The 18,124-nt window shown below is 69.6% G+C and carries 16 protein-coding genes; 12 read left to right on the forward strand and 4 right to left on the reverse strand.

The features are described from left to right. Window positions 1–90 precede the first annotated feature (90 nt). Window positions 91–1,563 (reverse strand): MFS transporter, encoded by a 1,473-nt coding sequence (locus ABZY45_RS23835; RefSeq protein WP_356742764.1) that lies wholly within the window; start codon window positions 1,561–1,563, stop codon window positions 91–93. Window positions 1,564–1,810: 247 nt separating this feature from the next. Here ABZY45_RS23835 and ABZY45_RS23840 point away from each other — a divergent pair, with 247 nt between their 5' ends. From ABZY45_RS23840 to ABZY45_RS23865, 6 genes are all read left to right on the forward strand, one after another. Beyond that, entirely contained in the window at window positions 1,811–2,707 is an 897-nt protein-coding gene (locus ABZY45_RS23840; protein WP_356742766.1) for an RNA polymerase sigma factor SigF, read from the forward strand. 117 nt (window positions 2,708–2,824) lie between these two features. Further along, complete coding sequence (locus tag ABZY45_RS23845; RefSeq protein ID WP_356742768.1) at window positions 2,825–4,084, forward strand: fused response regulator/phosphatase; 1,260 nt, start codon at window positions 2,825–2,827, stop codon at window positions 4,082–4,084. Next, on the forward strand, window positions 4,081–5,706 hold the full coding sequence (locus ABZY45_RS23850; protein ID WP_356742770.1) for a CHASE3 domain-containing protein: 1,626 nt from the start codon (window positions 4,081–4,083) through the stop codon (window positions 5,704–5,706). Before ABZY45_RS23845 ends, ABZY45_RS23850 begins: the two co-directional genes overlap by 4 nt. Next, on the forward strand, window positions 5,703–6,146 hold the full coding sequence (locus ABZY45_RS23855) for a response regulator (protein WP_145805322.1): 444 nt from the start codon (window positions 5,703–5,705) through the stop codon (window positions 6,144–6,146). Before ABZY45_RS23850 ends, ABZY45_RS23855 begins: the two co-directional genes overlap by 4 nt. A 97-nt stretch (window positions 6,147–6,243) precedes the next feature. After that, complete coding sequence (locus ABZY45_RS23860) at window positions 6,244–6,699, forward strand: ATP-binding protein (protein WP_356742772.1); 456 nt, start codon at window positions 6,244–6,246, stop codon at window positions 6,697–6,699. Between the two features lie 236 nt (window positions 6,700–6,935). Then, window positions 6,936–8,138, forward strand: coding sequence for a DMT family transporter (locus ABZY45_RS23865; RefSeq protein WP_356742774.1), 1,203 nt, complete (start codon window positions 6,936–6,938; stop codon window positions 8,136–8,138). Here ABZY45_RS23865 and ABZY45_RS23870 read toward each other — a convergent pair. After that, a complete protein-coding gene (locus ABZY45_RS23870) occupies window positions 8,108–9,349 on the reverse strand; it encodes a transglycosylase family protein (RefSeq protein WP_356742776.1) in 1,242 nt (413 codons plus the stop codon). The two genes, ABZY45_RS23865 and ABZY45_RS23870, sit on opposite strands and share 31 nt — an antisense overlap. A gap of 211 nt (window positions 9,350–9,560) precedes the next feature. Here ABZY45_RS23870 and ABZY45_RS23875 point away from each other — a divergent pair, with 211 nt between their 5' ends. Both ABZY45_RS23875 and ABZY45_RS23880 read left to right on the forward strand, forming a co-directional pair. Then, window positions 9,561–10,619, forward strand: a complete 1,059-nt coding sequence (locus tag ABZY45_RS23875; protein WP_356742778.1) for a LacI family DNA-binding transcriptional regulator — start codon at window positions 9,561–9,563, stop codon at window positions 10,617–10,619. A 169-nt stretch (window positions 10,620–10,788) separates the two neighbouring features. Beyond that, window positions 10,789–11,160, forward strand: coding sequence for a hypothetical protein (locus ABZY45_RS23880; RefSeq protein ID WP_356742780.1), 372 nt, complete (start codon window positions 10,789–10,791; stop codon window positions 11,158–11,160). Between the two features lie 453 nt (window positions 11,161–11,613). Here ABZY45_RS23880 and ABZY45_RS23885 read toward each other — a convergent pair whose 3' ends face one another. Continuing rightward, window positions 11,614–12,477: an alpha/beta hydrolase gene (locus ABZY45_RS23885; protein ID WP_356742782.1), complete on the reverse strand. Its 864-nt coding sequence runs from the start codon at window positions 12,475–12,477 to the stop codon at window positions 11,614–11,616. Between the two features lie 336 nt (window positions 12,478–12,813). Beyond that, complete coding sequence (locus ABZY45_RS23890) at window positions 12,814–14,154, reverse strand: ROK family transcriptional regulator (RefSeq protein WP_356742784.1); 1,341 nt, start codon at window positions 14,152–14,154, stop codon at window positions 12,814–12,816. Window positions 14,155–14,296: 142 nt separating this feature from the next. On the opposite strand from ABZY45_RS23890, the gene ABZY45_RS23895 reads away from it, so the two are divergent. The 4 genes from ABZY45_RS23895 (at window position 14,297) to ABZY45_RS23910 (ending at window position 18,057) form a co-directional block, all read left to right on the forward strand. Continuing rightward, complete coding sequence (locus tag ABZY45_RS23895) at window positions 14,297–15,610, forward strand: sugar ABC transporter substrate-binding protein (RefSeq protein WP_356742786.1); 1,314 nt, start codon at window positions 14,297–14,299, stop codon at window positions 15,608–15,610. A 10-nt stretch (window positions 15,611–15,620) separates the two neighbouring features. Beyond that, window positions 15,621–16,631, forward strand: coding sequence for a sugar ABC transporter permease (locus ABZY45_RS23900; protein ID WP_356742788.1), 1,011 nt, complete (start codon window positions 15,621–15,623; stop codon window positions 16,629–16,631). Continuing rightward, entirely contained in the window at window positions 16,624–17,502 is an 879-nt protein-coding gene (locus ABZY45_RS23905; protein WP_356742790.1) for a carbohydrate ABC transporter permease, read from the forward strand. Before ABZY45_RS23900 ends, ABZY45_RS23905 begins: the two co-directional genes overlap by 8 nt. Window positions 17,503–17,676: 174 nt before the next feature. Beyond that, window positions 17,677–18,057 carry a hypothetical protein gene (locus ABZY45_RS23910; protein ID WP_356742792.1) on the forward strand — a complete coding sequence of 127 codons (381 nt, stop codon included), beginning with the start codon at window positions 17,677–17,679 and terminating at the stop codon, window positions 18,055–18,057. Window positions 18,058–18,124: the final 67 nt, after the last annotated feature.

Below are 18,124 nucleotides of genomic sequence, written 5' to 3' on the forward strand. Positions count from 1 at the left end.
TGATCCGGCCGGGGCCGGCGAGGGCAGGCGCGCACGGGCCGAATGCCCCGGTCAAGTCTGCCATGAGTCGGGCGTTGCTCCGTTCGGATGTCATTCCCGGCCCTCGCTGACCGACAGGGGGGTCGCGATGTCCTCCAGGGACTTCTGTTCGGCCGCCACCGCGAAGAAGAAGGCGACCAGACCGGCGGCGACCATGAGGGCGGCTCCGATGCAGAACGCCAGGACGGTGTCGCCGACCACCCCGCTCGCGGTCAGCTCCGCGAAGACCAGCGGACCGGTGATGCCTCCCGCCGCCGTACCTACGGCGTAGAAGAACGCGATCGCCATCGCCCGGGTCTCCATGGGGAAGATCTCGCTCACCGTCAGGTAGGCGGAGCTGGCTCCGGCGGAGGCGACGAAGAGGACCAGGCACCAGCAGCCCGTCATGGTGACGGCCGTCAGGGCCCCGGCACCGAAGAGCCAAGCGGTGCCGAAAAGGAGCAGGCCGGAGAGGATGTAGGTCCCCGCGATCATCGGTTTGCGTCCCACCGTGTCGAAGAGGCGGCCCAGCAGGAGCGGTCCCAGGAAGTTGCAGAAGGCGATGACGGCGAAGTAGTAGCCGGTGGCGCCACTGGAGACGTCGAAGAACTTCACCAGGATCGAGCCGAAGCCGAAGGTGATGGCGTTGTAGAGGAACGCCTGGCCGATGAAGAGGGCGATCCCGAGGACCGCCCGCTTGGGATAGGACCGGAACACGGTCCTGGCGATCAGCCCGAAGCCGATGCTCTTGCGCTGCCGCACGGTGATCGCGGGCTCGGCCGGAGGCAGGCTGCTTCCCGTCTCCGCCTCCACCTCGCGTTCCACGTCGTCGACGAGCTTCTCCGCGGCTTCGTCGTGTCCGTGGATGAACATCCATCGAGGGCTTTCCGGCACATGGCGGCGCACCAGCAGGATCACGAGTCCGAGGACCACACCCAGCGCGAACGTGAGCCGCCAGCCGATGTCCTTGGGAAAGATGTCGGTGTTCAGGGCGAGGACGGAGAGCAGGGAGCCGGCGACCGCGCCGAGCCAGAAGCTGCCGTTGATGATGAGGTCGACGCGGCCCCGGTACTTGCTGGGGATCAGCTCGTCGATGGCCGAGTTGATCGCCGCGTACTCCCCGCCGATCCCGAAGCCCGTCAGGAAGCGGAAGAGGAAGAACCACCACGCCGAGAAGGAGATCGCCGTGAGCGCGGTGGCCGCCAGATACACGGCGAGGGTGATCAGGAAGAGCTTCTTGCGCCCGTAACGGTCGGTGAGCCATCCGAAGAACAGCGCGCCCGAGCAGGCTCCCGCCACGTACAGCGCGGCTGCGATGCCGGTGACCTGGGCGTCGGTGATGTCCAGGCCGCTGCCGTCCTCGGACAGGCGGCTGGCGATGTTGCCGACGACGGTGACCTCGAGTCCGTCGAGGATCCAGACGGTCCCCAGCCCGATCACGATCATCCAGTGCCAGCGCGACCAGGGCAGCCGGTCCAGCCGTGCCGGGATCCTGGTGGTGACGGTCCTGTCGGCCGTACGGCCCGCCGGGCCGGTTCCGCTCATGAGCCGCTCCTCTGCTCTCTGCCCGCTGCTCCGGAACACCACAGGTGCCCGGAATGCGGCGCGACTCACACCTTGGTCCGAGGGGGGCTTTGAATATCCGCCCGAACCGACACGAATCGTTACATCCGGTGGCTGTACTCGCTCCGGCTCAGCGCCCTCGAAAAAATTTCCAGGAATTCGGTGGCATACCTTCCGGATACCGGGGCAAGCGCTGGTCACCACATCGGACTCCAGGGAGGGCGACACCATGACGGCCATGTCAGTGCGGACCACCGAAGCGATCGGCACGGCTGCCAGGCGGTGCGACGAGGCGGGCACGGGTTCCGACACGGCCGCGCTCCCATGGATCGAGGACGCCGGCAAGGTGGCCCCGCAGGATGCCCGGGCGATGTCGAAGCTGTTCTTCGACCGCCTCCAGGACCTGGAGGAGGGCACGCACGAGTACCAGTACGCGCGCAACACCCTGATCGAGATGAATCTCTCCCTCGTGCGCTTCGCCGCATCCCGGTTCCGCAACCGGGGCGGGGACGACACCGAGGACATCATCCAGGTGGGGACGATCGGCCTGATCAAGGCGATCGACCGGTTCGACCTGTCGCGCGAGGTCGAGTTCGCCACATTCGCCGTGCCGTACATCGTCGGCGAGATCAAGCGCTTCTTCCGTGACACGACCTGGTCCGTGCACGTGCCGCGCCGCCTGCAGGAGCTGCGGGTCGAGCTGGCGAAGGCCAAGGAGAAGCTGTCGGCGGAGCTCGACCGCGACCCGACGGTCGCCGAGCTGGCGGTGCATCTGGATCTCCCCGAGGAGGAGATCATCGAGGGTCTCGTCGCGGCCAACGGCTACTCGGCGGGCTCGCTGGACACGCCGAGCGCGGACAGCGAGTCGGGCGGCGACCAGCGCGCCTACGCCGATGTGCTGGGCGAGGACGACCCGGCGATGGAGACCGTGGAGAACCTGCACGCCCTGGCACCGTTGCTGCGGCAGCTGGACGACCGCGAGCGGAAGATCGTCAGGATGCGTTTCGGACAAGAGATGACTCAGGCTCAGATCGGTGCTGAACTGGGTGTTTCCCAGATGCACGTGTCACGCCTGCTCAGCCGGATCGTGCAGCGCCTGCGTGCGGGCATGTGCGTCGAGGCGTGATCGCACCCGCCACCCCCTGAATCCCTGATGCCCGGCCGAGCGCCGGGCATCAGTCGCATATGCTTCCTGCCGAAACGGCAGCGGATGCCCCGTGCCGTCCGTCGGAGGGGGTGGAAAGTGACAGAGTCGCCGTTGAACACCTCTGCGCGGGTGAGAGCGCCCGGTCCGATCCCGGAGCAGCAGCGAGTCGTCGCCGCTGCCGATACGTCCGTCTGGGAAGTCGGCGCTGCCCTTCTCCTGGTCGAGGACGACGCGGGGGACGCCCTCCTCGTCGAGGAGATGCTCACGGACAGTGAGCTCGACGCCCCGCTGACGTGGTGCAAGACGCTGGCCGAGGCCCGGCGGTTCCTGCTGGAGTGCCGCACGCCGGTCTGCGTCCTGCTGGATCTGCATCTGCCCGACGTGAACGGCCTCGACGCCGTCCGTCAGCTCGTGGCGTCCGCGCCGGATGCCGCGATCATCGTGCTGACCGGTCTGGCCGAGTCCGAGACCGGCCTGTCCGCGGTGGCGCAGGGCGCCCAGGACTATCTCGTCAAGGGCCGTATCGACCCCGAGGTCCTCGGGCGCGCGGTCCGATACGCCCTCCAGCGCAAGCACGCCGAGCGGTCGGCGGCCGCGATGCGGACCAGCCAGCTGATCGCCCAGGAGAACGCCCGTCTGGAGCGTGCTCTGCTGCCCATTCCGCTGCTCCTGGACGACAGCTTCCGGGTGGCCGCTCGCTACGAGGCGGGGCGTGCCCACGGACTGCTGAGCGGCGACTTCTACGACGTGGTGCAGACGGCCGACGGTGCGGTGCACGCGGTGATCGGTGACGTGTCGGGGCACGGGGCCGCAGAAGCGGCTCTGGGGGTGTGCCTGCGGGTCGCCTGGCGTACGGCCGTACTGACCGGTGTCTCCCAGCGGGAGAAGGTCGGCCTGCTGGAGGGGATCCTCGTCGCGGAGCGGTCCGACCCTCACGTGTTCGCCACCGTGACCACGCTGGTCTTCCCGCCGAGCCGGGACAAGGTCTTCGTCGGGCGCGCCGGCCATCCGGGGCTGCTGATGCGGCACGGCACGGACGTCACCTGGGAGGAGCCGGACACGGGCATGGCACTGGGCCTGCTGCCCGGCCTCGGCCGCTGGACGATCACCGAGCTGGAGCTCCGCCCGGGCACCGAGCTGGTCCTGTTCACCGACGGTCTCTTCGAGGGGCGTACGGGTCCCCGGTCCCGGCTGGGCGAGGAGGGGCTGCTGGCCATGGCGGGCAAGTACGGGGCGCTGGAGCCCCGCGCCTTCGTGGACGCCCTGGTCGCCGAGGCCACCGAGAGCGCGTCGCCGTACGGCGGGCTCGCCGACGACGTGGCCGTACTCCATCTCGGCTGGAGGCCGGAATCATGAGCACACGGAAAACGACCGACACGAGGCCGGGTCCGATAGCCCGTCTGTCGGTGCAGAACTGGGTCCACCTGATCCTCGCCGGCTTCGTGCTGGTGGTCTGCGGGTGCCTCGTCGTGGGGGGACTCGTCCTCGCCCGGATCTCCGACCGCACGACGGACCTGGTCGACCGCATCCAGCCGGCCCGCTCCTCCTCCTTCCAGCTGCAGAACTCGCTGCTGGACCAGGAGACGGGGGTCCGGGGCTACGCGCTCACCGGTGACACCACGTTCCTCGAGCCCTACCGGGCCGGCGGGCGGGCCGAGGCGGAGCGGCTGGCCCGGGTGCGGCAACTCCTCGGGGGCGAAGAGCCCTACGCCACCGACCTGGAGAGGATCGAGAAGGCCGCCCAGCAGTGGCGCACCCTGCGGGCCGAACCCCTGATTGCCACCGTGCGCGCGAGCGGGCCGACGGGAGCGTCGTCCGCACCGATCCTGCGGAGCAAGCAGGAGTTCGACGCGCTGCGTGCGCTCTACACGGTCCAGCAGAGTCATCTGGACGACGCGCGTGACCAGGCCCGTGCGGAGCTCGACGACGCGCGCGTCACGCGCGACCGCGTGCTCCTCGCCCTGGTGGTCGGCTTCGTGCTGGCCGTCGTGTCGCTCAGCATGCTGTTCCACCGCGTGGTCGGCCGGCCGCTGGCGGCCCTGACGGCGGCGTCGAACAAGGTCAGGGCGGGCGCCTTCACCAGCAAGATCGCGGTCCGCGGCCCTTCGGACGTCAGGGCGGTCGCCGCGGCAGCCGAGGACATGCGTCGTCGCCTGGTCGCGGAACTGGCCGAGTCGCAGGACCGCGAGACCCTGCTGGCCGAGCAGACGGCCGAACTGCGCCGGTCCAACTCCGAGCTGGAGCAGTTCGCGTACGTGGCTTCGCACGACCTTCAGGAGCCGCTGCGGAAGGTCGCCTCCTTCTGCCAGCTCCTGGAGAAGCGCTACGGGACGCAGCTGGACGAACGTGGAAGGCAGTACATCGACTTCGCGGTCGACGGTGCCAAGCGGATGCAGGTGCTCATCAACGACCTGCTGACCTTCTCCCGGGTGGGACGGGTGCAGCAGAGCTGGAAGCCCGTCGACCTCGGTGGAGCGCTGGACCGCGCGCTGTCCAACCTCACGCTGGCCGTGGAGGAGTCCGGGGCCACCGTGGTACGCGAGGATCCGCTCCCTGAGCTCCTCGGGGACTCGACGTCGCTCACCATGGTCTGGCAGAACCTCGTCGGGAACGCGGTCAAGTTCCGCAGGACCGACGTCCCGTGCCGGATCACGGTCGGGTGTGTCCGGGAGGGTGAGGACTGGCACCTGACGGTCGCCGACAACGGCATCGGGATCGCGCCGGAGTTCGCCGACAAGGTCTTCATCATCTTCCAGCGCCTGCACGCCCGCGACGAGTACGAGGGCACCGGCATCGGGCTCTCGCTGTGCCGCAAGATCGTCGAGTTCCACGGTGGCCGGATCTGGCTGGACCCGGAACCCGCCGAGGGCACACTCATACACTTCACCCTGCCTGTCCTTCCTGAGGCGCCCACGCACACCACGGCGGAGCTGCTCGCCCCCGCCCCGCTCACCCCCCGGTCGGGAGACACCCCGTGAACGACGCCGTAAAGCCCATCGAGGTCCTGCTGGTCGAGGACGATCCCGGTGACGAGCTGATGACCCGTGAAGCGTTCGAGGACAACAAGATCCGCAACACGCTCCACGTGGTGCGCGACGGCCAGGAGGCCCTGGACTTCCTCTACCGCCAGGGCGAGTACGCCGACGCGCCGCGTCCGGATCTGGTGCTCCTCGACCTGAACCTGCCCAGGTACGACGGCAGGCAGGTGCTCGAGAAGATCAAGACAGATCCTGAGCTGGCGCTCATCCCGGTGGTGGTTCTCACCACGTCCTCCGCCGAGGAGGACATCCTGCGGAGCTACAAGCTGCACGCCAACGCCTATGTCACCAAGCCGGTCGACCTGGAGCAGTTCATCGGCGCGGTGCGCCAGATCGACGACTTCTTCGTCAGCGTGGTCCGGCTGCCGCCACGCGCGTAAGATCTCGGGAGATCCGCCGGAGTGAGATCTCTCGACGCGGGTAGACGAACGGCGATAAGAGGTCGATGACCTCCCCTGCGCGCCCTGGCTGGAGCACATGAACGAACAGGCCACCTCACGGCCGGACCACCCCTGTCAGGGGTCTCCATCCGCGGAGGTTCTGCACGCCGCGGAGGTGTTCGACGGAGAGCCCGGTTGTATCGCGCAGGCGCGCGCCCTCGCCGACCGCTTCCTCTCCAGGCTCGCGGCGGAGTGGCTGGCCGTCCTCGGTGACCACACCCGCAGCGATCTGATGCTGGCCGTCAGCGAACTCGTGACGAACGCGGACCGCTACAGCCACGGCCCCTACCTGCTGGAGCTGGAAGGCGACGCGCGGCACATCAGTGTGACGGTGTACGACAGCAGCACGGCGCTGCCGGTGCTCTACTCCCCCGACCCGGCGCGTCTCGGCGGCCACGGCATGGAGATCGTCGTCGCGCTCTGCGACCGGCTCACGGCGGAGCGGGTGCCCGTCGGCAAGCGCATCCGGGCCGAGTTCCAGCTCAGCACCTGAGTGATCGTTCGAGGCCCGTTCCGGCGAAATGTCCGGCACGGGTCATTTTTGCGTACTTTGCGGAACCACTCGTCGGCACGGCGTGACCTCCTGGGGCGAACTTCTGAGCTCTCGGGCGAGGAGGACTACCGTCGAGAGGAGGACCCAGGAGTGATCGACGTACTACCGGAGCAGTAGGCCGAATCGCCGCCTGAAGGACGACGACGTGGCCGCTCCGACGAGACATCGTGGTGTACATGAGTTCCCTCGTGTTTTCCGTGCTCCTGTCGCTGGTCTCAGCCGTCGCGTACGCGGCCGGCGCGATCGTCCAGGAGCGCGTGGCGGCGGCCGGCGACAGCCGCCCGTACGCGCCGCTGCGCAACGGCGCCTGGTGGGTGGCTGTGGCGCTCAACGGAGTGGGGGCTCTCCTCCACGTGGTGGCGCTGGCGTACGGGCCTCTCAGCCTCGTACAGCCCCTGGGTGCCCTGACGATCGTGTTCGCGCTGCCGATGGCGGCGGTCTTCGTCCGGCGCAGGGCGGGGCGTACCGCCTGGCGCGGCGCGGTGATGGCGACGGTGGGCCTGGCCGGGCTGTTGGCGCTGACGGGGAACGCCGGATCGCACACGCTGGCGGGGCCCGAGCAGCTGATGCTCGCGACGGGGACCTTCGGCGCGGTGGTGGCGCTGCTCGTCGTCGCGAAGGGACTCCACCGGCCGATGCTGCACAGCGTGGTGCTGGCCACCGGCGCCGGTGTGGCCTTCGGCATGGCGTCGGTGTTCACGAAGACCGTCGCCGTGGAGTGGACCTCCGGCGCGGTGAAGTCGGGGCTGCCGACCCTGCTGGTGATCGCCGCGCTCGCCGCGGCCGGGCTCCTGCTCTCCCAGGCCGCCTACCGTGGAGCGGGGCTCGCGGCCCCCCTCGCGACGGTCACGGTGGTCAACCCGGTCGTCGCGGCCGCGGTGGGGCTCACGATGTTCGGGGAGCAGTTCCGCTACGGCATGACGGGCACGCTGCTCGCCATCGGCTGCGGCGCGCTCGCGGCTGCGGGTCTGGTTCTGCTGACCACGGAGCGGGTGGGGGCCGAGCAGCGGGAGCCCGAGTCCTCCGGCGCGTCGGCGGCCGGGCGGAGCGCCCCCGAGGACCCGGCCGACGACGCGCCGGAGGAAGTCGACGCGGACGGTGACACGGACGGCGCCGTGGTGCTGCCCGAGCCGGCGAAGCCCGGTGCCCCGCCGCGGGCCACCCTCCCCGGTCGGTTCCCCGCCCCCACGGCACTCTCGCTGCCGCTGACCCTGCCGCCGGACCACGGAAGCGGGCGCGTGGAGTTCGGCGACTCCCCGTCCGTCTCCGGGCCCGCCCGCCGGGGTGACTTAGGGCCTGCCGGAACCGTTCGGACGCTGACTCCGTCTGCCTTGAGGCAGGCCGGTGGTCAGACGCTGACTCCGCCCGCCCTGAGGTAGGCCAGCGGGTCGATGTCGGAGCCGTACCCGGGGCCGGTGCGGATCTCGAAGTGCAGGTGCGGGCCGGTGCTGTTGCCGGTGGACCCCGAGCGGGCGATCCGCTGGCCGCTGCCGACCTGCTGGCCCTCGCGCACATGGAGCGAGGAGAGGTGCGCGTACTGGCTGTACCTGCCGTCCCCGTGCCGGATGACGACCTCGTAGCCGTAGGCACCCGCCCAGCCGGCCGAGACGACCTTTCCCGATGCCACGGCCTTCACCGACGTGCCGGTGGGTACCGGGAAGTCGACGCCGGTGTGGTAGCCGCTGGACCATGATCCCGCCTGGTGGTACGGAGTCCCCGTGCGGGCCGAGACGGGGGCGGTGAGTCCGGTGCTCGCCTTGGACGTCTTCTTGTCGCCCCGGGCCGCGGGCTTCGCGGGCTGGCGGGCGGTCTTCGGCGCGGCCTCGGGAGCTGCCTTCTGCGCGCTCTTCTGCTTCGGCTTCGGCGCCGCGGTCACGGGCTTCGGCGCCGCCACCGGGGCATTCGCCACGTCCAGGGACAGCCGCTGCCCGGGCAGGATGAGGTCGGGGTCGGCGCCCACCACCGTCCGGTTGGCCGCGTACAGCCGCTGCCAGCCGCCCTGGACCCGCTCGGCGGTGGCGATACCCGAGAGGGAGTCCCCCCGCGCGACGGTGTACGACTCGCGCTCACCGGGCACCGCCGTCGGCGATGCCTTCGCCGCCCCGGACTCGGCGGCGGTCTTCTTGGACGGGCCGGACTGCGGCGCCTTCCCCTGCCCTGTCTTGGCGGCGGCCTGGCGCTTCGTCCGCGGGTCGGCCCCGGGCGCCTCACCCCCCTGCTTCAGACCCGCCCGTACGGAGCACGTCGGCCAGGCTCCCGGGCCCTGTCCTTCGAGCACCTTCTCGGCGACGGCGATCTGCTGGTCCTTGGTCGCCAGATCGGCCCGCGCGGCGTATGCCGTGCCCCCGTAGGCGGCCCAGGTCGACCTGGTGAACTGCAGGCCCCCGTAGTAGCCGTTACCCGTGTTGATGTGCCAGTTCCCGGTCGACTCGCAGGCGGCGACCTTCTCCCACACGTCCGTCGACGCGGCGCCCGCCGAGGCGGCGGTGAGGAGCGGGAGCGCGAGGCCCGCTCCTCCCGCCGTCACCGTGAGCGAGGCACGGTTGATGCGGCTGGGCTGATATCTGCGGTGCCGTCCGTTCGCGGCCATGATGTGGCTCCCCCACTGCTGTAGGACACGTCGCAAGCGGCCAACTTATGGGCATACGACGGATGGTGACAAGTGAACATTCGCCGCTCGCCGCGCATGCGCCCCGGCGCACCACCCCTGGGGGCCGGGCCCCCTCTCCCCCTCCGACCAGCGTCGGCCACCCTGGGAGAGCGCTCTATCCCGGCGCCGGGCTGATGCTATAAATGCGCCCATGACGGATGCTCCGCGCCCGGTCGGCGCGACCCCCACCCTGGAGGACGTGGCGCGAGCGGCCGGTGTCTCACGTGCCACGGTCTCGCGGGTCGTCAACGGGGTGCGCAACGTCGACCCGGTGATCCAGGAAGCCGTACGACAGGCGGTCTCCGTCACCGGATACGCCCCCAACCGGGCGGCCCGCTCCCTCGTCACCCGGCGTACGGAAACCATCGCCCTGGTGGTGTCGGGGGCAGGAGTCGAAGCGGACACGAATGAGGGGTCCTTCACCGCCCGGGTGTTCGCGGACCCGTTCTTCGGGCGCGTGGTGACCGGGGTGGTCAACTACCTGCGTCCGCGCGGGATGCACCCGGTGCTGATGTTCGCCGAGACCTCAGGGGCACGGGACGAGGTGGTGTCGTACGTGCGCCAGGGCAGCGCCGACGGGGCGCTCATCGTCTCGACGCACGCGCAGGACCCATTGCCCGGCCTGGTCACGGACGCCGGACTGCCCGCGGTGCTGTACGCGCGCCCCGGGCGGCCCGCGAGGATCAGTTATGTCGATCTGGACCACCGGGAGGGCGCCCGGCTGGCAGCCGCGCATCTGGTGGCACGCGGCTGCCGCAAGGTCGCCACCATCAGCGGGCCGCTGGACGTACCGGCGGGTCAGGAGCGTCTCGCCGGGTTCCGGGACGCGATGGCGCTGCGCGGACATGGTGATGTCCCCGTCGCCGAGGGGGTGTTCACCCAGGAGAGCGGCGAGGCGGCGATGGCTCGGCTGCTGGCCGGGCATCCCGGCCTGGACGGGGTGTTCGCGGCGAACGACCTGATGGCGGTGGGCGCCTGCCACGTACTGCGGGAACACGGCAGGCGGGTACCGGAGGACGTGGCTGTGATCGGTTTCGACGACAGCGGCGCCGCCTCGGCCTGCCGGCCCTCGCTCACGACGGTGCGCCAGCCGGTGGAGGACATGGCGGCGGAGATGTGCCGCCTGCTGCTGGACCGGCTGGCCGCGCCCGACCGCCCGGCGACGTCCGTCATCTTCGAACCGGTGCTGGTGGTGCGGAACTCCGCCTGAGCGGTGTCCCCTTCCGCGGGCTCGCGCTCCGCCGCCGCATTCCTGCGCGGCAACCCCGCCCGACGCTGACCGCCGTCGGGACCACGGTGCCTCACACCGGTATCCTCCTCGCGGAGTTGCAGGTGACAGGGGCGAACGGGCGCGGTTTCGACCGGATGGAAGTGGTGTCATGCGCAAGGCGGTCTTTCCGGGCCTCGTCGTACTGGCGGTGCTGACCGCGGGATGTTCCTCCGCGTCCGACGCCGCCGGCCAGCAGCGGCTCACCGAGCAGCGGGAGAACTACTGCACGCAGTTGGGGACGTGGCAGAAAGCCCGGAACGCGGCGGAGGCCGACCCGCCGGACGCCTCGGAGTTCGACGAGGTCGGGGCGCTCGCCGAGGACGCTTTCCTCGCCATGCGACCGATCCGGAAGGAAACCGTGGGCGGGGGCCGATCCCTGGGCGAGGCCACCTCGGCGGCGATGCACGACAACGACTCGGAGGCGGAAGGGCGTGTCGTGGACTACTGCACGGACAACGGCTTCGAGACACTGACCCGGTAGGGTCGGCAGGGACCGGCTTCGGTGGGGTGGCTGGATTCGCCCGGTCAGCCTGTCGTCGGGCTCGGCGAGCCCTCCGCCCGCGTGAACGCGTGGCTCCGTTCCACTTTTGCCACGTGCAACGTGCAGTGCTCGTACCACTCGGCTCGCCCGCGCTCCTGAGCCAGTTTCGGGTCATGGGCGGCCAAGGTGCCGGTGGGGCTCCATCGTGCGGGAAGCAGCCGTATCGGTGGCCGGGGAAGCCAGGAGCCGTCGTCGAGGCCCGAGGGGCAGCCGTTGGGCGGCACAGCCGTGACCCGGAGGAGGTCTTCGGCCACACGGCCGCCCGCCTGTAGTGGGTTTGAACGGCGGACGGCCTCGGGCTCCGGCAAGGACCGGTACATCAAGCGCAACACTGCGAAGACAGAGCCATCGGCACGCTTCAGCGGTTCGGGGCCTTGGCTACCGGCCGGTCCCTCATGGGTGGGCAGGCAGGAGCTCGGCGATCTCCCCCAGAATCCGGGCCGCCGGTGCCGGATCGATCAGCCACTTCAGATGACTACTGGTGAGCGTACGGACGTCGTACGGGTTCTCCGGCGTCAGCGCGTCGCCCTCGCGGATCATCCGGTCCTGCATGGCGAGCGGGACGCTGGTGTCCTCGGCCAGCCGGACGTACGTCTTGGGAATCCGTCCCCAGGTGTCGGCCTGTGCCCGGTCCTCGGGTGTGCCGACGTCGAGGTTCTCGTCGGGCTGGAAGGTACTGAGGAAGACCATGAACTCCTCGTCCGTCCCGTCGGCGAGGAATGCCGCCTTGAAGGCCGCGAGGACGCCGGGGTCGGCAGTGCGGAAGTTGGAGCGCAGCAGACCGAGCTCAGCGGGGTTCCCGACCATCGCGGAGGCCAGCCCTGTGGCGTCGACGGTGGCCATCTCGGGCTCGGCGTAGTAGGCACTGACGTCGAGGTCGACGGGGCACCAGGCGGAGACGTAGACGATGTGGTCGATCAGTTCGGGGCGCCGATTGGCCGCAACGGTGGCCGTCATGCCGCCCCGGCTGTGCGAGACGAGGATGACGGGCCCGTTGCGCTTGGCTCGCTCCAGTACCCCGATGAGGTGCGCGGCGTTGTCGGCGAGCGTGACGCCCTTGATGGCCCCGGGGGCGGTGGCAAGCCCTTCGAGATCCTGCGGTGCCTGATAGGCACGCGGGTACGTCGCAGCGAACCCGTGCCCCGGAAGATCGACGGCAGCGGAGCGATGGCCGAGAAGGCCGAGTTCGGCTTGGAGCGGCGCGAAGGAGAAGGAGTTCGCGAAAGCTCCATGAACCAGGACGAACGTCGGTTGCATCTGTCTGCTCACATTCTGGCCTCTGCGGTGTCCGGCGGCGCGCACCTCCGGTCCCGGCGACGCGAACCGCCTCACGGCCGAGGCTGGGGAACGAGCCGTCGTCCGGTGGCACGCCATCTCCGCCGCAGAGGCGTTCCCTTGCATGGCATGCGTAACGGCCGTGCGCGTAGTCATGGATCGATCGGGGTACGCCCCTGATCCGATGGTCCACCGTAGTCAGCCGAAGATCATCCGCGCTACGCGAATGACAACTTCCGCTTGTGCACTTCGCCTGCCCACGACCGCAGGGCCCTGGCTGCGACGGACGGTCGTCGTTCATGCCCGGCCCGGCGGCGCTCAGCCCGTCGTGGCTCGGCTGCGGCTCGGCGTCCCCCGCTCCTTGGCCGTGGCAGCCGCTCCCCCGGCCGGAAGCGGTGTCCGCGCGGGGCGTGTGCCGCCGCGGGCCAAGAAGTCGGCCAGCGGCAACGTCGCGGCGCCGACGGTGACGGCGTCCGGTCCCAGGTGTCCCAGATCGATCGTGGTGCGGGCGACCGCGTGCCGGAGGGCGTACTCCTGCGCGTACCGGCGGATCTCCGGGAGGAGGTGAGGGCCTATGAGCAGGCCCGCCCAGCCGCCGAGGAGGATGCGTTCGGGCAGGAAGAGGTTGACCAGGTCGGCGAGCGCCGCGCCCAGGCACTCCGCCGTCTCGTCAAGGATCGAGACCGCCACCGGGTCCGCGGCTCCCCCGCCGGGGCCGGGGTAGGCGGCGGCGAGCAGGGCGGCGAGGGCGCGTTCGTCGTCGGCGTCCGGGGGCAGGGGGCCGCCTGCCTCCTGCCAGCGCTCACGCATGGCCTCGGCACCGGCGTACGCCTCCAGGCAGCCGATGGATCCGCAACGGCAGCGCCGGCCTCGCATCTGCACCGTGGTGTGGCCCCACTCCAGCGCCGCGTTGGAGAGGTCCTCGTCGAGGATGTCCCCCCGGTTGACGCTCGCGCCGACTCCCGAACCGATCAGCGCGACCGCGGCCGCGTCGGCTCCCCGGCCGCCGCCGAACCACATCTCGGCACGGCCCAGGGTCTTCGCACCGTTGTCGATGAAGAACGGCACCTCCGGTGGGACGTCCACAGCCTCCCGGAGGAGCCGCTCGAAGGGGACTGCGCTCCAGCCGATGGTCTGGCCGTGCACCACCGCGCCCGGTCCTCCCCTGGCCTCCGGGGCGTCGCGTTCGATGATGCCGGGCACCCCGATCCCGATACCGAGCAGCATCCGGGGGTCGGCTCCCGCGTCCCGCAGGACGTCGGACACGCCTGAGCGGACATGGCCGACGATGCGCTCGACGTCGTATCCGTGCTGCGCCAGCAGGCGGTCGGTACGCGTGATCTCCGCCAGCGAGAGATCGAACAGCTCGACACGGACCCGGGTCTCACCGATGTCGATGCCCACGAACAGCCCTCCGCCCGAGGCGATCCGGAGCAGGGTGCGGGGGCGGCCCCCGTCTGAGTCGACGATCCCCGCCTCCTCCACCAGCCCTTCCGAGACCAGCTCGGCGACCACGTTGCTGATGGATCCTGAGCTCAGCCCCGTCGCGGGGCCCAGCTCCTGACGGCTCAACGGCCCGTCGAAACACAACCGTTGCAATACCCGTGCCCGGTTGCCCCTTCGCAGGTCACGCACGGTCCGTCTGCTGCGCTCAGCCATGTTGCTCCCTTCCCTCCGGCAACATACCCCGGTCCCGGCACTTGACGGGCACTTTCTTCAGCTCTTAAATCACAACCTAAATTAAGTGAGGGCGCGCGTTCGGATCTTGAACGCCGCCCTCCCCGGAAAGGGGCCACCTTTCATGCGTCACCTCAGAGCCGCAGCAGCAGTCACCCTCGCCGTCTCCGTAGCCGCTGGAGTCACAGGCTGCGGCGGTGGCACGTCGTCGGCCGGCGGGAGCAACGAGTCGCCGAAGACTCTGACCTACTGGGCGTCCAACCAGGGCCCGAACATCGAGGCGGACAAGAAGATCCTCACGCCCGAACTCAAGAAGTTCGAGAAGGAGACCGGGATCAAGGTGAAGCTGGAGGTCGTGCCCTGGGCCGACCTGCTGAACCGGATCCTCGCCGCGACCACCTCGGGTCAGGGCCCGGACGTTCTCAACATCGGCAACACCTGGTCCGCGTCGCTCCAGGCCACCGGCGCGCTGCTCCCCTGGGACGACGAGAACTTCGAGGCGATCGGCGGCAGGGACCGCTTCCTCGAATCGGCTGTCGCATCCGCGGGCAAGGAGGGCGAGCCCCCCGCCGCGGTACCGCTCTACTCCCTGTCGTACGCCCTCTACTACAACAAGAAGATGTTCGCCGACGCCGGCATCACCGCACCGCCCACCACGTGGGACGAGCTCGTCGCGTCCGGCAAGAAGCTGTCCAAGGACGGAAAGTGGGCCCTGGGCGCCGAGGGCTCCAACCTCTCCAACAACATCCACCAGACGTTCGTCCTGGGGCAGCAGCACGGCGCGGACTTCTTCGACGAGCATGGAAAGGCCGACTTCACCTCGGACGGTGCCGTCGCGGCCGTGAAGCAGTACGTCGACTTCATGGCCAAGGACAAGATCATCGCCCCGGGCAACGCCGAGTACGCCCAGAACCAGTCGCTGACGGACTTCGCCAAGGGCAGGACGGCCATGGTCCTGTGGCAGGCCGCCGCCACCACGTTCGCGGCCCAGGGCATGAAGCCGGAGGAGTGGGGCGTGGCACCCGTCCCCGTCCCGGCCGGCGCCCCGGGCCAGGGCAAGCAGACGAACTCCATGGTGGCCGGCATCAACATGGCGGTGTTCAAGAACACCAAGAACATCGACGGCGCCAAGAAGTTCGTGAAGTTCATGACGAGCGACGAGGAGCAGAAGATCCTCTGCAAGACCTACGGGTCGATCCCGCCGGTCAAGGCCGCCCAGTCCGATCCCGCCTTCGCCGCCCCGGAGCTGAAGGTCCTGCGCGACACGCTCGCCACCAGTGCCGCGCCGCTCCCCCAGGTGCCGAACGAGTCGCAGTTCGAGACGGCGGTGGGCACCGCCGTCAAGGAGCTGTTCGCCGACGCGGCGGCAGGTACTCCCGTCACCACCGAATCAGTCAAGGCGCGCCTGGAAAAGGCCCAGCAGACGATGCAGCAGTGAGGCCCTCTCCATGACCGCCACCGTGACCACGGACCGCCCGGTCGACAAGTCGACCAGGGGTACGAACCGGGGCAGCGGGGATGCGCGCAGACGACTGCCGCGCATCCCCGACCGGATCCGCCGCGGCGGACTGCCCTATCTCCTGCTCCTCCCCGCCGTCCTGCTCGAACTCCTCATCCACGTGATTCCGATGGTCGTCGGCATCGTGATGAGCTTCCGCCGGCTGACCCAGTTCTTCATCAGCAACTGGGGCGCCGCTCCCTGGACGGGCCTGGACAACTACAGGGTCGCCGTCGACTTCGACGCGCCGATCGGTGAGGCCCTGCTCCAGTCCTTCTTCGTCACCTGTGCGTTCACCTTCTTCGCCGTCGGTCTCGCATGGCTCTTCGGCGTCGCCGCGGCGATCATGCTCCAGGAGAGCTTCCGGGGGCGGGGGTTCCTGCGGGCCGTCTTCCTCGTCCCGTACGCCCTGCCGGTCTACGCGGCGGTCATCACCTGGGCGTTCATGTTCCAGCGGGACAACGGGATGATCAATCACGTCCTGCACGACCAACTGGGGCTCACCGACGAGCCGTCCTTCTGGCTGATCGGCGACAACAGCATCTACGCGCTGATCATCGTCTCCGTCTGGAAGGGATGGCCCTTCGCCTTCCTCATGCTGATGGCCGGGCTGCAGAACATCCCGCGCGAGCTGTACGAGGCCGCCTCGATCGACGGCGCGGGCGTCTGGCAGCAGATCCGCAGGATCACGATGCCTTCGCTCCGGCCCGTCAACCAGGTCCTGGTGCTCGTCCTGTTCCTGTGGACGTTCAACGACTTCAACACGCCGTACGTGCTGTTCGGGAAGGCGGCTCCCGCGAGCGCGGACCTCATATCGATCCACATCTACCAGTCGTCGTTCGTCACCTGGAACTTCGGTACCGGCTCCGCGATGTCGGTGCTGCTGCTGCTCTTCCTCCTGGTCGTGACCGCCGTCTATCTGTTCCTCACCTCACGCGGAAGGAAGGGCTCCCATGCCTAGCCGCACCGCCGCGCGCACCGTCCGGTCCCCCATGGCGGCGCCGCGGTCCTTCCTCTGGACCAGGCGCGTGGTCCTGACACTCCTCGCGGGCTTCGTGCTGCTGCCGGTCTACGTGATGATCAGCAGCTCCCTGAAGCCACTCCAGGACGTGTCGGGGAAGTTCCACTGGATCCCGGAGGAGCTGACGGTCCAGCCGTACTTCGACATCTGGGAGACCGTCCCGCTCGCCAGGTACTTCGTCAACTCCCTGATCGTGGCCGGGGCGGCTACCGTCCTGTCCGTGATCATCGCGGTGTTCTCGGCGTACGCGGTGAGCCGGTACGCCTTCCGCGGCAAGCGGGTCTTCACCGTGACGGTCCTCTCCACCCAGATGTTCCCGGGCATCCTCTTCCTCCTCCCGCTGTTCCTGATCTTCGTCAACATCGGCAACAGCACCGGCCTGGCTCTGTACGGCTCGCGGGGCGGACTGATCCTCACCTATCTGACGTTCTCGCTTCCGTTCTCCATCTGGATGCTGATCGGCTACTTCGACTCCATCCCGAGGGATCTGGACGAGGCCGCCATGGTGGACGGCTGCGGCCCGGTCCGCGCACTGTTCAGGGTCGTCGTACCGGCAGCGGTGCCAGGGATCGTCGCCGTCTCCGTCTACGCGTTCATGACGGCCTGGGGCGAGGTGATGTTCGCCTCCGTGATGACGAACGACGCCACCCGCACCCTGGCGGTCGGCCTGCAGGGGTACGCCACCCAGAACGACGTGTACTGGAACCAGGTCATGGCGGCCTCACTCGTCGTCAGCGTGCCGGTCGTCGCGGGGTTCCTGCTGTTGCAGCGCTATCTCGTCGCCGGCCTCACGGCGGGAGCCGTCAAGTGACCGGGATGCAGGCGGCCCCCCGCTCGCGAGGGTAGAGCGGCCTGATCCTTTCCCCGGGCCATGGCCCGAGCCCCCGGCCCGGCGGCCCCACCCGCCGGTGTCCGGGGCGTCCGCCGTGCGGCACACCAACGAGGGGCGACGGGCGTGGGAGGTCCGGCGCTTTATGCTCGCCGTATGGAGCAGAGCGAAGTCCTCAAGCGAGTGATCGGCATTCTCACGGAAGCAGCCGAGATGCAGCGCCACGCCGAGGAGGACGACGGCGGCGGGGACCCCGACGCGGGCGGGAACATGGTGACGACTCTCCTGAACGAGACCATGCCCCACATCGCCATCCCCTCCGACGCCACGGTCGAGGAGATGGCCGTGCTGGTGGGGCGCGAGGTCGGCGGCGCCGTCGAACAGCTCGTCGGAGCGTTCACCCTTGCCTTCATCGCGCTCGCGCAGATTCATGACTCCGGCCAGGGGGACGTGACCTCCGCCGACGTGCTCCAGGATCTGGCTCTGCGGGCCGAGGAACTGAGCTCGGGCGACGAGGGCCCGGAGGGACCGCTCTGACATCGCGTCGAGGATGAAGGTCGACTCCGGCCTGGGGGACCCTTGCGGGAAGGCCCCGCCGGTTCAG

It is taken from the genome of Streptomyces sp. NPDC006516, assembly GCF_040611875.1.
Classification (GTDB): Bacteria; Actinomycetota; Actinomycetes; order Streptomycetales; family Streptomycetaceae; genus Streptomyces.

Excerpts from the sequence above, each read along its gene's own strand:
- ABZY45_RS23835 (WP_356742764.1), bottom strand. The coding sequence starts at position 1,563 with ATGAGCGGAACCGGCCCGGCGGGCCGTACGGCCGACAGGACCGTCACC.
- ABZY45_RS23840 (WP_356742766.1), top strand. The coding sequence starts at position 1,811 with ATGACGGCCATGTCAGTGCGGACCACCGAAGCGATCGGCACGGCTGCC.
- ABZY45_RS23850 (WP_356742770.1), top strand. The coding sequence starts at position 4,081 with ATGAGCACACGGAAAACGACCGACACGAGGCCGGGTCCGATAGCCCGT.
- ABZY45_RS23860 (WP_356742772.1), top strand. The coding sequence starts at position 6,244 with ATGAACGAACAGGCCACCTCACGGCCGGACCACCCCTGTCAGGGGTCT.
- ABZY45_RS23865 (WP_356742774.1), top strand. The coding sequence starts at position 6,936 with ATGAGTTCCCTCGTGTTTTCCGTGCTCCTGTCGCTGGTCTCAGCCGTC.
- ABZY45_RS23870 (WP_356742776.1), bottom strand. The coding sequence starts at position 9,349 with ATGGCCGCGAACGGACGGCACCGCAGATATCAGCCCAGCCGCATCAAC.
- ABZY45_RS23875 (WP_356742778.1), top strand. The coding sequence starts at position 9,561 with ATGACGGATGCTCCGCGCCCGGTCGGCGCGACCCCCACCCTGGAGGAC.
- ABZY45_RS23880 (WP_356742780.1), top strand. The coding sequence starts at position 10,789 with ATGCGCAAGGCGGTCTTTCCGGGCCTCGTCGTACTGGCGGTGCTGACC.
- ABZY45_RS23885 (WP_356742782.1), bottom strand. The coding sequence starts at position 12,477 with ATGCAACCGACGTTCGTCCTGGTTCATGGAGCTTTCGCGAACTCCTTC.
- ABZY45_RS23890 (WP_356742784.1), bottom strand. The coding sequence starts at position 14,154 with ATGGCTGAGCGCAGCAGACGGACCGTGCGTGACCTGCGAAGGGGCAAC.
- ABZY45_RS23895 (WP_356742786.1), top strand. The coding sequence starts at position 14,297 with ATGCGTCACCTCAGAGCCGCAGCAGCAGTCACCCTCGCCGTCTCCGTA.
- ABZY45_RS23900 (WP_356742788.1), top strand. The coding sequence starts at position 15,621 with ATGACCGCCACCGTGACCACGGACCGCCCGGTCGACAAGTCGACCAGG.
- ABZY45_RS23905 (WP_356742790.1), top strand. The coding sequence starts at position 16,624 with ATGCCTAGCCGCACCGCCGCGCGCACCGTCCGGTCCCCCATGGCGGCG.
- ABZY45_RS23910 (WP_356742792.1), top strand. The coding sequence starts at position 17,677 with ATGGAGCAGAGCGAAGTCCTCAAGCGAGTGATCGGCATTCTCACGGAA.